Source organism: Hyphomonas neptunium ATCC 15444 (assembly GCF_000013025.1).
Classification (GTDB): Bacteria; Pseudomonadota; Alphaproteobacteria; order Caulobacterales; family Hyphomonadaceae; genus Hyphomonas; species Hyphomonas neptunia.
On the sequence record NC_008358.1, the window covers coordinates 721,434 to 735,736 of the forward strand.

The window sequence follows — 14,303 nt, forward strand, 5'->3', positions numbered from 1 at the left end:
TCTTGCAGTGAAATTATGGTGAAACTTGAGCAATGGGCGCTCATATGTTTTATGCGGCAAAATCCAAGTGAGAACCGAGCAATGACCTGGCATCCTTCCGACTGGCGCAATCTGCCTGCCAAGCACATCCCGCAGGATTATCCTGATGCGGCGGCCCTGGCAGCTGTCGAAACCCGTTTGAGAAGCTATCCGCCGCTGGTGTTTGCCGGGGAAGCGCGCCGCCTGAAGACGCGCCTGGCAGAAGTTGCGGCCGGCAAAGCCTTCCTGCTGCAAGGCGGGGACTGCGCTGAGAGCTTCAAGGAATTCCACCCGGACAACATCCGCGACACCTTCCGCGTCATCCTCCAGATGGCTGTGGTGCTGACCTTCGCCGCCGCAAAGCCGGTCGTGAAAGTCGGCCGTATCGCCGGCCAGTTCGGCAAGCCGCGCTCTGAACCCATCGAGACCATCGACGGCGTGACGCTGCCTTCCTATCGCGGCGACAATATCAACGGCATGGAATTCACGCCCGAGTCCCGCATCCCGGACCCCGAGCGCCTGATCCAGGCCTATTCGCAGTCAGCCGCCACGCTGAACCTCCTGCGCGCCTTCAGCCAGGGCGGCTATGCCAGCCTTGCGAACGTCCAGCGCTGGATGCTCGGCTTCGTTGACCGCTCCCCGCAGGGCGAGCGCTATCAGAAGCTGGCTGACCAGATCTCCGCCTCGCTACGCTTCATGGAAGCGGTCGGCCTCAATGCCGAGAGCGTTCCGCAGATGTCGCAGGTGGAGTTCTATACCAGCCATGAGGCGCTGCTGCTGGGTTATGAGGAAGCGATGACCCGCATCGATTCCACCAGTGGCGACTGGTATGACACCTCCGCCCACATGCTGTGGATCGGCCACCGCACGCGCCAGATCGACCATGCCCATGTCAATTTCTGCAAGGGCGTCAAAAACCCCATCGGCATCAAGTGTGGCCCCGGCATGGAGACCGACGAACTCCTCCGCCTGATCGACACGCTCAATCCCGCAGACGAGCCCGGCCGGATCACGCTGATCTCGCGCTTCGGTTCCGAAGGCGTGAAAGCGGGCCTGCCCCCGCTCGCCCGCGCGGTGAAGAAATCCGGCCGCACGGTCGTCTGGTCATGCGATCCGATGCACGGCAACACGCTGAAAACCGGCACCGGCTTCAAGACACGGCCCGTTGACCGCATCCTCTCCGAAGTGCGCCAGTTCATCGACGTGCTCTCGGCCGAAGGCTGCTATCCCGGCGGCGTCCATTTCGAGATGACCGGCCAGAACGTCACCGAATGTATCGGCGGCGCGCAGGCGATCTCCGAAGAAGACCTCTCCAGCCGCTACCACACCCATTGCGACCCCCGTCTCAATGGCGAACAGGCCCTGGAACTTGCCTTCCTCGTGGCTGAGAAACTCCAGGCCGCTGAAGTCGAAGCCGCCACGGCCCGCAAAGCGGGCTAAAACCCGCCCCGCCTGCATCCAAACCCCTCTGCCGCTGCATCTGAGCAATGGCAGAGGAGGCGGGATGCATGGACGAGCTGATCCGGACATTGATCGAAACCGGCATTCTCGCGGGGCTCGGCCTCGCGGGCGCGCTGGTGTTGCGCAGCGGGTTTCGCTGGCGCTGGCTGATCGCGGCGCTCCTCCTCAACCTTGTCTATCAGGCACTGCTGACGCGGGCCTTCTGGACCATTCCGGACCCGTTTCCCGGCGCAGACTGGAACTGGGCAGGCAAGCTCGCCGCCTTTGCGGGCACGCTGATCGTCATGTCGCTGCCCGCCTTCGGCTGGGCGCGCTGCGGCGCGAGGCTGGATCAGGGGCCCCATTGGCGCGGGGCGCTGTTGATGTTCATGGCGCTCTCGGGTCTCTTCTTCTGGCTCGCACTCAGTGGCGCGGATGGCAAACCAGACGATCTAGAAACTATCGCCTTCCAGTGGGCCCTGCCGGGACTGGATGAAGAGTTCTTCTATCGTGGCACCCTGCTGCTGGCGCTGAATGAAGCCTTCCGCCCCCGGCTGAACGTGATCGGCGCGCCCATCGGCTACGGCGGCGTGCTCACCAGCCTTCTCTTCGGCCTCACGCATGCGCTCGGCTATGAGGCGGGCGCGGTGGATTTTGACCTCATGACCTTCGCGATGACGGGTCTTCCAGCCTTCCTGCTCCTCTGGCTGCGCGAGCGCACAGGCAGCCTCGTTCTGCCGGTCATCGCGCACAACATCGCCAATGGCGCCTCGACGCTGCTTTGATACCAGTCCGATATTCCTCCGCGCGCTGAGCTTTGCCTGGCCCAGGTGTTGCCGTCCCGCATCGCCCGAAAAATCATTATCGGAATATCTTGCCCTCCATTCGCCTTTGAGGCATCACGCCCGGCTGCTCAGAAATCAGGCACTGACCTGGAAAAGACCAAAGGGAGGGCAGTCATGACGGCGACGTCGCGCCTGCCCGCCTGGGCCAGGCCAAAGGATATAGCGGATCTGATCCGCCTGTCGGTGCCGATCGCCGTCAGCCGCATGGCCATGATGCTCATGGGCCTGACGGATGCCATCGTTCTTGGCCAGTATGCGCCGGGCGAGCTGGCCTATGTGTTGTCGGCATGGCTACCCATCAGCATCTCGCTGGGCTTCGGCGTCGGCATCCTCCTGGGCATTCAGGTGCTCACCTCTGAACTGCTCGGAACGGGCAGGGAGGCGGGCTCCGGCCGGGTGTTCCGGCGCGGTCTCTGGTGGGCCGTGGTGATGGGCGCCGTGCTCACGGCGGTGCTCCTGCCTATTTCCGATCCGTTCTTTCACTGGGTGTTCGTCACGATTGCGCCTGCGAGCGATGCCCCGTCGGCTGTCACGCCAGAGATCGTGGCCAGCTCGACCGCATCGGTTACGCGCATCCTCGCGCTTGGGCTTGCCGGGCACATGATTTCCCAGGCCTGTTCGTACTATCTGGAGGCGCTGCGCCGGCCGCTGCTCGTCACGGTCGTGATGTATGTTGGCGTGGTCATCAACCTCTTTGCAAACCTTGCGCTCGTGGCAGGCTGGTGGGGCTTCCCCCAGATGGGCGCCGAAGGCGTTGCCTGGGCCACTACGGGCACACGCTGGCTGATTACGATTGTCCTGCTGATCTTCGTGGCAACGCTGACGCCCGCTTTCCGCCGCTCGCCGCCGGCGGAAAAAGGGGAGTCACGTCGTCAGCTCGCCGTTGGCGTGGGCACGGCCATTTCCAACATCGCCGAATATGGCGGCTTCAACATCACCTTCATCATCGCCACCTGGGTCTCCATCGCGGCCAACGCCGTCTATGGCTATTCGGTACAGGTCATCGGCGTGTGCTTCATGTTCTATCTGGGCATCGCGACAGCCACCTCCGTGCGCGTGGCCGAAGCCATCGGCCGGGGCAGCCAGGAAGAAGTGCGCAATGCCGGGCGGCTCGGCGTTGCGGCGACCTTCGTGATGGGGATCATTCTTGGGGTCTTGCTGGTTCTCCTGAGCGGGCCGATCTCGCGCCTGTTGGTGCGGGAAGATGCGGTCATCGGCGGCATCGCCATAGCGCCCGCGATTGCGGCGCTCCTCTGGCTGGCGGCGGCGGTTACGGTGTTTGACGGCCTTCAGGCAACCGCCTCCTTTGCCCTGCGCGCGCAGGGCATGGTCTGGCTGCCCAGCGCCATCCATATCAGCTCATTCTTCCTGGTGATGATCCCGGTCTGCTACTGGCTGGCCATTACGCTCGGCCGCGGGGCTGCCGGTGTGCTCGAAGGCGCGTTTATCGCTGTGTTCGTGGCGGGGATGGCGCAGTTCATTCTGCTGGAATGGAAAGCGGCGCGCCCCGATGTGGAGCGCGCCGCCTGATCCGGATCAGTCCTCGGTGAGGACCAGAACCTTAGATGTCTTTCAGAGCCGATGCCGGTTTGAAAGCCAGCGAGGTTTTCTCAGGAATTTTGATCGTCTCTTTGGTTGCCGGGTTGCGGCCTTCGCGCGCATTCCGGGTTTTGGCCGAGAAAGTGCCAAAGCCAGCGATTGCAACCTGCTGGCGTGACTTTGCTGCCGCAGCGACGGTCTCAAAGAGCGCGTCAACGGCTTTGCCCGCGTCGCTTTGCGACAGGCCGGAAGCTGCTGCCACCGCTTTGGTCAGTTCACCCTTGTTCATAGGGGTTCTCCTCTAGGTTAAATGACGTTTGCACGCCATTGGGCCGACTTACCCACGATTCGTTACCCGTGAATATGCCGGACGCCCTATAAACACGGGCTAAACCCCGAGAATCCAGCCCTCTTCTTCTGTTACGTGCTGGTTTTGTTCAGGGGAAAGTGATTTGGCTGTGGAAAAAGCCGCCGAAAGTGTCCCTTTTTCGTCCAGATCGGCGTAGTGGCGGGCTATCTGGCGGACCTGGGCCTCGTCGGCCACCTCACCTTTTTCCGGTTTTGGCTTCACGAGAGCGGGGTAAATCTCCGCCATGACCACGTCGATACCCTCCAGAGACCCGGCGGTAAGTGGCTCCGTACCAAGCTCGAAGGGCCAAATTCTGGAGGTCGGCCAGGCTTGCCGCAGCGCATGCACATGTGGAATTCCGGTCAGGGTCTGACTGCCGACAGACCCGGTATAGGCCAGCTGCCAGACCGACTTTGGCTGGCCAATTTTTTTCTCTCTGAGGTAGTTCTCACAGAGGCGATACTCGGCCAGCGCGGCGTCCTTGTATTCAGGGCGGGTGGCCGAAAGCGTGGAGACCACGTCGCGCGCCGGCGCGCCCCAGAACGGAAACGCGCCTTTGGAGATGGCGTAGTTGAGGCCGGCTGCGATGGCATAGCGGGCGTTGGAATTGTCCGGCTTGTCCTTCAGCTTGGCCGCGAGGTGGGCGTGGGTCGCCGCCCAGGGCGCCTGTTTCGACGTATCCAGACCGAGCGCTGCCGCCGTCCCCGCTGGAAAACCCAGCGAGAAGTCGAACCCGATCAGCACCTTGTCGCCGCGCTTTTTCAGCTTGGCGACCATGTCCTCAAGGAAGGCGCGGGCCTTCAGGCGCGTGTCGATATTCACGCCGCGATATTGCAGCTTGAGGCGGGCATCCTTGGCCAGGATGCCGATCCAGATCGAATTGGCGCCGAGCGACGGCTTTGCAGCCGCGCTCCAGTCCACCATGATGTATGCGTCGAACAGGGCAGCCATCGGTTAGCCCAGCTTGACCAGCATCTTGCCGGTGTTGGCACCGGTGAAGAGGCCGAGGAAAGCGGCAGGCGCCTTCTCGATACCGTTCATGACTGTTTCCTCGTATTTCATTTTGCCACTCGCGATCCATTTCGCCATATCGGCATGGAAGGCGGGCGTCATATCCGCGTGGCTCGAGACAATAAAGCCCTGAAGTTTGAGCTGCTTGCCGACGGCCTGGATAATGTTGTGCGGGCCGGTGGGTTTGCCGGTCTCGTTATACTGGGCGATCATTCCGCAGAGGGCAAAGCGTGCCATCGGCCGGGCCGCTTCGATCGCCGCGGAGAGATGATCCCCGCCGACATTGTCGAAATATACGTCGATGCCTTTGGGCGCCGCAGACTTCAGCGCCGCCACAAGACCGTCAAAGCCGCCAGCCTCTTTGTAGTCAATCACATGATCGGCGCCGAGGGATTTGACGACATCGCACTTTTCCTTGCCGCCTGCGGTGCCGATCACCGTGCAGCCCTTGATCTTGGCGATCTGGACAACGGTTGAGCCAACCGCGCCAGCCGCGCCGGAGACAAACACCGTGTCGCCCTCTTTGAGTTCACCCACGCGCAGGAGGCCGGCATAGGCCGTGAGGCCCGGCATACCCGCAACGCCGAGATACGCGCTTTCCGGCAGGCCGATATTCGGCAGCTTCTGCACCATCGCCGCTTGCGGCGCAGCCACCCAGGCTGTGCGCCAGCCGAGCATCGAGTTGACGAGATCACCCGTCTTGAAATCAGGATGGGCCGACGCCGTCACCCGGCCAACCGCGCCGCCTTGCAGCGTCTCGCCAATCTGGAACGGGGGCACATAGCTCTCCCGGTCATACATCCGCCCGCGCATGTAGGGGTCCACCGACATCCAGGTGTTCACGACCTGGATCTCGCCATCCTTAGGGTCGGCCACGTCAACTTCGCGGCTGGCGAAGTCAGATAGCTTGGGCATGCCAACTGGGCGGGCGGCGAGGCTCCAGTCAGTCGAGGTCAGTTTGGACATGGGCGTTCCTTCCTAAGGGGTGTGTTTTTGTGTCCCGAAGTGTCCCGGTTTGTCCCGAGTTGTCCGGTTTTGTCCCACTCAGATGACCTGCCTGACCCGGCATGTGAAGGGGGTGACCCGAAGAAAGCCCGGAGTTTGCCGCAGTGCCAGCCTGCCGCGAAGGCTTGCAGAAGCCGCCCGGCGCATGTCATGTCGCCCATATAAAAAGCGATCGGGGCAGGAATGACCAGGCTCAAGGTAGGCGTCGCGGGCGCCGGTGTTTTCGGCAACTACCACGCTCAGAAAGCCGCCGCCTCAGCGCGCGCAGACCTCGTCGGCATCTTCGATGTAGACCTCTCCCGCGCCCGGAAACTCGCCGATACCTTCGGCACAAAAGGCTATTCCGATTACGCTGAATTCCTCGGCCTCTGCGACGCGGTCGTCATCGCTGTCCCTGCCATCTGGCACGAGAAACTCGCCCGCCAGGCCATCGAAGCCCACTGCCATGTGCTGGTCGAAAAGCCCCTCGCGCTGACCCGCGTAGGCGCGCGCGATCTGGCCGATGAAGCCGCCGCGCGCGGCCGTATCCTGCAGGTCGGCCATCAGGAACGCTTCGTCGCGATGGCCATGGGCGTGCTGGCAATTGAGGAAACGCCGCTCCTGATCGAGTCCGTTCGTTCTGGTCCCCCAACGCCCGGTGGCCGGGCAGGGGATGTCTCGGTGATCTGGGATCTCATGATCCACGATCTTGACCTTGCCGCCATGATGCTCGGCCGCGAGTTCACCCATGTCGAAGCCACCGGCCGCAAGGTCCATTCAGCCCATATCGACGAGGCCGAAGCGGTGTTCGATTATGCCAGCGGTGGCCAGGCAAAACTGCGCGCCAGCCGCGCCGCCGAGTTCCGCGAACGCACCATGCGCGTGGTTTATCCGTCCGGCGAAATCGATATCGATTTCCTCACGCGGCGCCTGAAGAACACGACGCCCTATGAAGTGCGCGTGGACATTGCCACTGACCTGCCAGACCCGCTCGGCGCCGCCGATGAAGGTTTCTATGCAGCGTGTCTCGGCCTCGCGCGCAGTCCTGTGCCCGCGCATGGCGCGGTCGCGGCGGTGGCGATGGCAGAAGCCGCCGAGGCAAAAGCCTTAGCCGGCGCGCCCGCCAAATAGTCTAGTTTGCCGCCACTTCGCGATAGACCACGCGGGCACCCGTGCGGGTTTCTTCCGGCGTCAGAAGTTTCACCAGTTCCTTGGCGACATCATCGGGCGTTGGCAGCGTCATCGGGTCTTCGCCCGGCATGGCTTCGGCGCGCATACCTGTGCGCACGGCGCCGGGATCGAACAGGTTTACCCGCAGAGCCATCTTCTCGCTCTCATCGGCCCAGGCTTTGACGAGGGCTTCCAGGCCTGCCTTGGAGGCCTGATACGGCCCCCAGAAGGCGCGGGGGCGTGGTACCACGCCAGAGGTAATGAACACGGCGCGCGGGCTCTCTGAGCGATGCAGGGAGGGGCCAAGCGCGCGGATGAGATGCGCGTTGGCGGTGAGGTTCACCTGGATGGTTTCCTCAAAGCTGCGCGGGCCGCAGGTTTCCAGCGGACCAAGCGTGCCGAGCAGGCCGGCATTGGCAACGAAACCGTCCAGCTTGCCGAACTTCTCAGCGATGATTTTGCCCAGCGTCTCGATGCCCTTGGTGTCTTTGAGGTCCATGGGCACGAGGACGGCCTCGGAGCCGAGCTTGCGGATTTCATCGTCGAGTTTTTCCAGCGCCGCTTTGGAACGGGCGATGGCGACGACGATATTGCCCTGGCGGGCAAGCTCAAGGCTGATGGCGCGGCCGATGCCGCGCGAGGCGCCGGTAACGAGAACAAGGCGAGGTGTAGAGGTCATCGCGCGGCTTTAGCGCGGGGCTCACACATCGTCCAGCAGGGAGAGCTGACGCTCTTTGTCTGCCTGGGCGCGCTGATGGTCGAGCAGCTGGGTCGGGTAGTCGCCGGTGAAGCAATGGTCGGCAAATTGCGGCTGCATGCCATTGCGGACCGGCTCGCCAATAGCTTTGTAGAGGCCGGGGACAGACAGGAAGCCGAGGCTTTCCACCTTCAGCTCACGGACCATCTCTTCATGCGTATGGGTGGCCGCGAAGAGTTCCGATTTCGCGGCCATGTCGATGCCGTAGAAATCCGGGTTGACGATCGGCGGGCTGGCCGACCGGAAGTGGATCTCGCGGGCGCCGGCTTCGCGCACCATCTGCACGATTTTCTTCGACGTGTTGCCGCGCACGATGGAATCGTCCACCAGGATCACACGCTTGCCCTCAAGCACGGCGCGGTTGGGGCTGTGCTTTTTGGAGATAGCGGTCTGGCGGCCCGTATGGGTGGGCTGGATGAAAGTCCGGCCGACATAATGGTTCCGGATGATGCCCATCTGGAAGGGAATGCCGGAGGCCTCGGAAAAGCCGAGCGCGGCGGGCACGCCGGAGTCTGGCACAGGCACGATCACATCGGCGTCGGCATGCGTTTCGAGTGCAAGCTGGTTGCCCATGCGGCGGCGCACTTCATAAACCGAGCGGCCCTGAATGAAGCTGTCCGGGCGGGCGAAGTAGACATACTCGAAAATGCACGGGCTGGGCGGGCGCGGCGGGAAGGCGCGGATCGATTCGATGCCTTCCTCACTGATGACGACCACTTCGCCATTCTCGATCTCGCGGACAAATTCTGCGCCGATAATATCGAGCGCGCAGGTTTCCGAGGCGAGCACATAGGATTTGCCATGACGGCCGAGGATCAACGGACGCAGGCCGATGGGGTCGCGCGCGCCGATCAGCTTCTTGCCGGTAATGCCGACGAGAGCGTAGCCGCCTTCGATCTGGTGCATCGCATCGACGAGGCGCTCGACGAACTTCTTTTTCGGGCTGCGGGCGACCAGGTGCAGGATCACTTCGGTGTCCATCGTGGACTGGAAGATCGCGCCATTGCGCACCAGTTCCTGGCGCAGGATGCGGGCATTGGTCAGGTTGCCGTTATGCGCCACGGCGAAGCCGCCGGTATCAAGGTCTGCAAAGATCGGCTGGATGTTGCGGGCCATCGGGCGGCCCTGCGTGGAGTATCGGTTGTGGCCGATGGCGGCATGGCCGGGAAGACGCTGGCGAAGGTCTCCGCCGAAACTCTCACCGACAAGGCCCATATGGCGCTCGGAGGAGAAGCGCTTGCCGTCATAGCTGACGATGCCGGCCGCTTCCTGTCCTCGGTGTTGAAGGGCATGAAGCCCCAGGGCTGTCAGCAGACTTGCTTCAAGGCTGCCAAAGACTCCGAAAACTCCACATTCTTCGTGGGGTTTATCGTCATCATGATCGAAAAAGACCATCGGACGTTCCGGCTTTGCTGGTGGGGGCCTATGCCTAAGGCCGGGATATAGGCCGGTTCGACTTCCGGCGAAAGCCCGCCAGTGACATTCCTGTCATCAAATCACAGAGAGTGTCTCAGAATGGCTCTGCCGGCGTGGTGGCCGCATGGCGGAAAAGGATGTCGGCGGCAGAGGGATGCTGCTGCCTGAGGAGGGGCAGGGCCGAAGCGGTTTCCTCTCGCCAGGCTGCCACATCTGCGCTGGCAGGCAGCGCGCGAAGATCAATCCAGCCAGAAGCCGGAATGACGCTTGAGACCGCCGCGTCATCCGTCTGAACGATAAAGACAGGGTTATCCGCCGGTTCACCATCGCGGGCCGCGGCAGCCATATCCTTTTCTCCGGTATGAGCGGGAAGCTGGTCGAGCCCCCAGAAGATCGCGAGCCTGGCGGGGTCTGCTTCGGCAACGCTCGCGCACTGCATTCCCGCGACGCGCACGGGTTGGTCAGCGTTAACGGCGTTCCAGCCGCGCAGCAGTGTCAGCATGTCAGCGAGGGCAGTCGATTTCTGGCCCTGATAGATGGGCGCCTCGCGCACCAGGTCAGCGGCCAGCGTGGAAGTGGCGCCGCCCCGCGTATATTCATTCAGCACGGCGGCGCCATCGCAGGGCACGTCCAGCAGCAGAAGGCTGAGCTTGCCGGACTGGACGAGAGCTTCCGTCAGCGCGCTTTTTAGCGCGGCGTCTTCGCGCGTGCGCAGACCGCCGCCTTCGAAGCTGACCAGATCGGCGCCAGATACGGCGCGTGCGAGCGCCGCAATTCCCGGATCATCGGGAGAGAGCACGGCAACGCTCACTGCCTGGTTTTTGAGTGTATCGGAAACCGCCTCGGGCGCAGCGCGCGTCTCAGCGGGGACAGGCTGGGTGGCACAGGCGGCGAGCAGGGCGGCGGCAAGCCCGGCGAGAAGCGGCGCGCAGATTTGCGTCATGAATGTCCCCGATGGTTGCTGGGCGAGAGACTAATGGGCCTGTCAGACCTGACAAGCGCAAGCGCTATTGCTGACGCAGCGCTTCGATTTCGCGGCCGGCTTCCTCGGCTTCGCCGGTCACCGTATCTGCAATCTGCTCCAGATAGGGATAGCTGAAGCTTTCAGAAATGAAGGGCGGCACGCGGTCATGTTCGACGGCGACGTTCAGAAGCACCGCAAAGAAGACCAGCGCAATGAAGCCGCGGAAAAGGCCAAAGACCAGACCGGCAATATGGTCGAACATGCCAATCTCGCCATTGGTCATGATGGATTTTGACAGGCTCTGCCCGAACCAGGCCACGATCACATAAACGATGAGGAACGCCGTCACGACCAGGATGATGTCAGGCGCCAGCGGATGGGTGCCCTCCGGCATCAGGCCGGCAACCGTCGTGCTGAAGAATTTGCGGGCATAGTAGGCGGCAGCCAATGCGCCAATAAACGCGCCCAGCGTGGCGAGTTCTCGCAGGAACCCGCGCGCAAAGGCCATGATCGCCGAAACGATGATCACGCCCACGACGATTCCGTCAAAAGCTGAAATGTTTTCAAGCATCAGGCGCGTCCGGCGCGAGTAAATCGACGAGGCCGATAAGCCGCGCAATCGGGGTCACCGTCAAGCCGCTCTCTGCTGCTGGGCTGCCCTCGGGAACGAATGCCGTGTGGAAACCGAGCCTTGCCGCCTCCTTCAGGCGCTGGTCCATACGCGGGGCTGGCCTGACGGCGCCAGACAGCGCGATCTCGCCGAAGAACACAGAGCGCTTGGGCACCGGGTTTCCGGCCAGCGATGAGAGGAGGGCTGCCGCCGCCGCCAGATCGCCTGCCGGCTCGGTAATCTTGTACCCCCCCGCGACCGACAGATAGACATCCATACCTGCAAAGTTCACCCCGCAGCGGGTCTCCAGAACCGCCATCAGCATGGCGAGCCGCCCGGCATCAAAGCCGATCACGCTGCGCCGGGGCGTGCCGAACGGGCTCTTGGCCACCAGCGCCTGCACCTCGGCCAGCACCGGGCGCGAGCCTTCCATGGCGGCAAACACCGCCGTGCCGCCCCCGCCTTCATCCTCGGTGGAGAGGAACAGCGCCGAAGGCTCCTTGGCCGGGGCGAGGCCGTAGGTGTGCATCTCGAAAATGCCAATTTCGTCAGTGGGTCCGAAGCGGTTCTTCACGGCCCGCAAGATGCGGAACTGGTGCCCGCGCTCGCCTTCAAAATAGAACACAGCGTCGACCATATGCTCCACCACGCGCGGCCCGGCGATGGTGCCCTCCTTGGTGACGTGGCCGACCAGCACCAGCGCGGCGCCGGACTTCTTCGCCCAGCGCACCAGCTCCTGCGCGCACGCCCGCACCTGCGCGACGGAGCCCGGCGCAGCCTCCAGGCTGTCCGACCAGAGCGTCTGAATGGAATCGATCACCACAAAATCGGGCGCGCCTTCCTTCAGCGCGGCGAGGATCTTGCGCAGGTCTGTCTCGGTGGCGAGCTGGACCGGCGAATTGGCCACCTTCAGCCGCTTGGCCCGTTCCTGGATCTGCGCAGCGGCTTCCTCGCCCGACACATAAACCGTCTTCACGCCATTGCGGGCGAGACGCGCGGCCGCCTGCAAAAGAAGCGTGGACTTTCCGATACCCGGATCGCCCCCGATCAGCGTGGCAGAGGCAGGCACGATGCCGCCGCCGAACACCCGGTCGAGTTCTTCCACGCCGATGACGATCCGGTCCGGCGTCTCTGTCTCCGCGTCCAGCGCGACAAACTCCGCCTTCGGCCCGCGCTTGGTCCCCGTTTTCTCAGCCTTCAACGCGCCGGGGGGGGCAGAGACGGCCTCTTCAACCAGCGTATTCCATTCCCCGCACGCCTCGCAGCGCCCGGCCCATTTGGCCGCAACCGCGCCGCAGGACTGGCAGACAAAAGCGGACGTGGGCGTTTTCGCCATGGGGAATCGGTTTCCATTGGAATTGCAAGGTCAGGAGTCTAGGCGCGGGGCCGGGCGAGCGCAAACGGCAACCCCACCTGAACCGGTGGTTTCCAGACCGGCAAAGACTGTGCAATCTCACCCAAAATGGGGACGACACATCATGATCCGCACACTTGCCTCTCTCGCCTTGCTCGCCGCGGCTTGCCTGCCTGCCCTGGCGGACGATTCTGAAGACGCCGCTGACATGAACGACATCTTCGTGCAGGGACTGGCATCGGGGGCCACGCCGCAAACCGTGAACGAAAAATGGACCTGCGCTGTCTTCTGGAATGTCTGGACAGAATTTGCGGAAAAGGATCTGGGCGCAGAGTTTGTGGCGCTGCTCGATCCCGAGCTGGGCACGGGCCCGGCGCGCGCAGCCTCGGCGCACTGGGAGAGAGAGGCCGTGCTGGCGATGGGCATGGGCATGGGCGAGCTGGACGCCGAAACCGAACTTTATCTGGAGCAGCAGACTGAAAGTGCCTGGGACCTCGCTGAAGGCGTGGTCTGGGGTGACGATTACACCTATCTCTTCATCCTCGGCGAATGCGCCGCGCCGCCTGCGCAATAGCTGGCCACGCCCGCGCCCGCCCGCTAAAGGGGCGGGATGAAACAGGTCGCAATCATCGGGGCAGGGCCAGCGGGCCTGATGGCGGCAGAGGCTGCGCTGGAACGCGGCGCGCGCGTCGCGATCTATGACGCAATGCCCAGCCCTGCGCGCAAATTCCTGATGGCCGGCAAAAGCGGTCTCAACATCACGCATTCGGAAGACGAGAGTTTATTCCGTTCCCGGTATACCGCGCCGGACGCCCGCCTTGCCGCAATGGTGGCCGCCTTCGGCCCGGCAGAGATCACCGCCTGGATGGCTGGGCTCGGCATCGAAAGTTATGCCGGTTCCTCAGGGCGCGTGTTTCCCATCGGCATGAAAGCCTCGCCCCTGCTGCGCCGCTGGCTCGCCCGGCTGGGCGAAGGCGGCGCCACGCTGCACACGCGCCATCGCTGGACGGGCTGGGACGCGGCCGGCGCGCTGGTGTTCGATACGCCCGATGGCGAAATGCGCGTGGCGGCAGACGCCACCATCCTGGCGCTGGGCGGGGCAAGCTGGTCGCGCCTTGGATCAGATGGGGCGTGGGCGGACATTCTGGCCGCGCGCGGCGTTGCGATAGAGCCCTTCGCGCCGTCCAATTGCGGCTTCATGGTGGACTGGTCCGCGCGCCTGCTCGCCGCTCATGAAGGCGCGCCGATAAAGAGTGTTTCTCTGTCGGCGGGCGGCAAGACCCAGCGCGGCGATTTCGTAATCACGCGCGCCGGCATTGAAAGCGGCGCGGTCTATCCGCTCTCGGCGGCATTGAGGCAGGAACTGGCGGGCAGGGGCGCGACCACGCTCCTGATCGATCTTCTGCCGGATACGGACGAAGCTGCCCTCGCTGCGCGCCTCACCGGCGCCAACGCAAAAGACTCCGTTTCAAACCGCCTGCGCAAGGCGGCGCGGCTGGACGCGACAAAGATCGCCCTTCTCAATGAAGTGACCCAAGGCGGCGCGCCCAAAGACCCCGCCGCGCTCGCCCGCCTCCTCAAGGCGCTGCCCCTCATGCTCACCGGCACCGCCCCGATGGACACCGCCATCTCCACCGCCGGCGGCGTCGCCTGGGATGCGCTGGACAACCACCTGATGCTGAAGGCTGTTCCGGACACGTATTGTGTGGGCGAAATGGTAGCGTGGGATGCGCCTACGGGCGGCTATCTGCTGACGGCGTGTCTGGCGATGGGGCGGGGTGTGGGGTCTGCTGGAGGAAATTAGCGAACGGAACGCGGCCCTCGAATACTATTTCGAGCCATCTGC

Annotated in this window: 14 protein-coding genes; 6 read left to right on the forward strand and 8 right to left on the reverse strand. The window is 63.5% G+C overall.

Translation table 11 applies throughout. From position 1 onward, the window contains the following. The first annotated feature begins 81 nt into the window (after window positions 1-81). The 3 genes from HNE_RS03540 (at window position 82) to HNE_RS03550 (ending at window position 3,833) form a co-directional block, all read left to right on the forward strand. Window positions 82-1,458, forward strand: a complete 1,377-nt coding sequence (locus tag HNE_RS03540) for a class II 3-deoxy-7-phosphoheptulonate synthase (RefSeq protein WP_011645737.1) — start codon at window positions 82-84, stop codon at window positions 1,456-1,458. A gap of 68 nt (window positions 1,459-1,526) precedes the next feature. Beyond that, entirely contained in the window at window positions 1,527-2,243 is a 717-nt protein-coding gene (locus tag HNE_RS03545) for a CPBP family intramembrane glutamic endopeptidase, BDIM_20840 family (protein WP_011645738.1), read from the forward strand. Between the two features lie 174 nt (window positions 2,244-2,417). Further along, entirely contained in the window at window positions 2,418-3,833 is a 1,416-nt protein-coding gene (locus HNE_RS03550; RefSeq protein ID WP_011645739.1) for an MATE family efflux transporter, read from the forward strand. Between the two features lie 31 nt (window positions 3,834-3,864). Here the strand turns inward: HNE_RS03550 and HNE_RS03555 are convergent, their stop codons facing one another. The 3 genes from HNE_RS03555 to HNE_RS03565 form a co-directional block, all read right to left on the reverse strand. Next, window positions 3,865-4,131 (reverse strand): HU family DNA-binding protein, encoded by a 267-nt coding sequence (locus tag HNE_RS03555; protein WP_011645740.1) that lies wholly within the window; start codon window positions 4,129-4,131, stop codon window positions 3,865-3,867. A gap of 99 nt (window positions 4,132-4,230) precedes the next feature. After that, window positions 4,231-5,142 carry a hypothetical protein gene (locus tag HNE_RS03560; protein ID WP_011645741.1) on the reverse strand — a complete coding sequence of 304 codons (912 nt, stop codon included), beginning with the start codon at window positions 5,140-5,142 and terminating at the stop codon, window positions 4,231-4,233. 3 nt (window positions 5,143-5,145) lie between these two features. Beyond that, window positions 5,146-6,168: an NADP-dependent oxidoreductase gene (locus HNE_RS03565; RefSeq protein ID WP_011645742.1), complete on the reverse strand. Its 1,023-nt coding sequence runs from the start codon at window positions 6,166-6,168 to the stop codon at window positions 5,146-5,148. Window positions 6,169-6,390: 222 nt separating this feature from the next. Here HNE_RS03565 and HNE_RS03570 point away from each other — a divergent pair, with 222 nt between their 5' ends. Further along, entirely contained in the window at window positions 6,391-7,317 is a 927-nt protein-coding gene (locus tag HNE_RS03570) for a Gfo/Idh/MocA family protein (RefSeq protein ID WP_011645743.1), read from the forward strand. Window position 7,318: 1 nt separating this feature from the next. Here HNE_RS03570 and HNE_RS03575 read toward each other — a convergent pair whose 3' ends face one another. The 5 genes from HNE_RS03575 to radA form a co-directional block, all read right to left on the reverse strand. Next, on the reverse strand, window positions 7,319-8,035 hold the full coding sequence (locus HNE_RS03575; RefSeq protein ID WP_011645744.1) for an SDR family NAD(P)-dependent oxidoreductase: 717 nt from the start codon (window positions 8,033-8,035) through the stop codon (window positions 7,319-7,321). A 21-nt stretch (window positions 8,036-8,056) separates the two neighbouring features. Continuing rightward, window positions 8,057-9,508, reverse strand: a complete 1,452-nt coding sequence (gene purF / locus HNE_RS03580; protein WP_011645745.1) for an amidophosphoribosyltransferase — start codon at window positions 9,506-9,508, stop codon at window positions 8,057-8,059. A 115-nt stretch (window positions 9,509-9,623) separates the two neighbouring features. After that, entirely contained in the window at window positions 9,624-10,472 is an 849-nt protein-coding gene (locus HNE_RS03585) for a hypothetical protein (protein WP_011645746.1), read from the reverse strand. A gap of 64 nt (window positions 10,473-10,536) precedes the next feature. Then, window positions 10,537-11,064, reverse strand: coding sequence for a CvpA family protein (locus tag HNE_RS03590; protein ID WP_011645747.1), 528 nt, complete (start codon window positions 11,062-11,064; stop codon window positions 10,537-10,539). Then, window positions 11,057-12,439, reverse strand: coding sequence for a DNA repair protein RadA (gene radA, locus HNE_RS03595; RefSeq protein ID WP_011645748.1), 1,383 nt, complete (start codon window positions 12,437-12,439; stop codon window positions 11,057-11,059). Before radA ends, HNE_RS03590 begins: the two co-directional genes overlap by 8 nt. Window positions 12,440-12,581: 142 nt before the next feature. Between radA and HNE_RS03600 the strand changes: the two genes are divergently transcribed. Together HNE_RS03600 and HNE_RS03605 are read left to right on the forward strand one after the other, a co-directional pair. Continuing rightward, the gene (locus HNE_RS03600) at window positions 12,582-13,031 is read left to right on the forward strand and encodes a hypothetical protein (protein ID WP_035590129.1); all 450 of its coding nucleotides are present in this window, start codon (window positions 12,582-12,584) and stop codon (window positions 13,029-13,031) included. Between the two features lie 36 nt (window positions 13,032-13,067). Next, the gene (locus HNE_RS03605; RefSeq protein WP_011645750.1) at window positions 13,068-14,261 is read left to right on the forward strand and encodes a TIGR03862 family flavoprotein; all 1,194 of its coding nucleotides are present in this window, start codon (window positions 13,068-13,070) and stop codon (window positions 14,259-14,261) included. The last annotated feature ends 42 nt before the right edge of the window (window positions 14,262-14,303 follow it).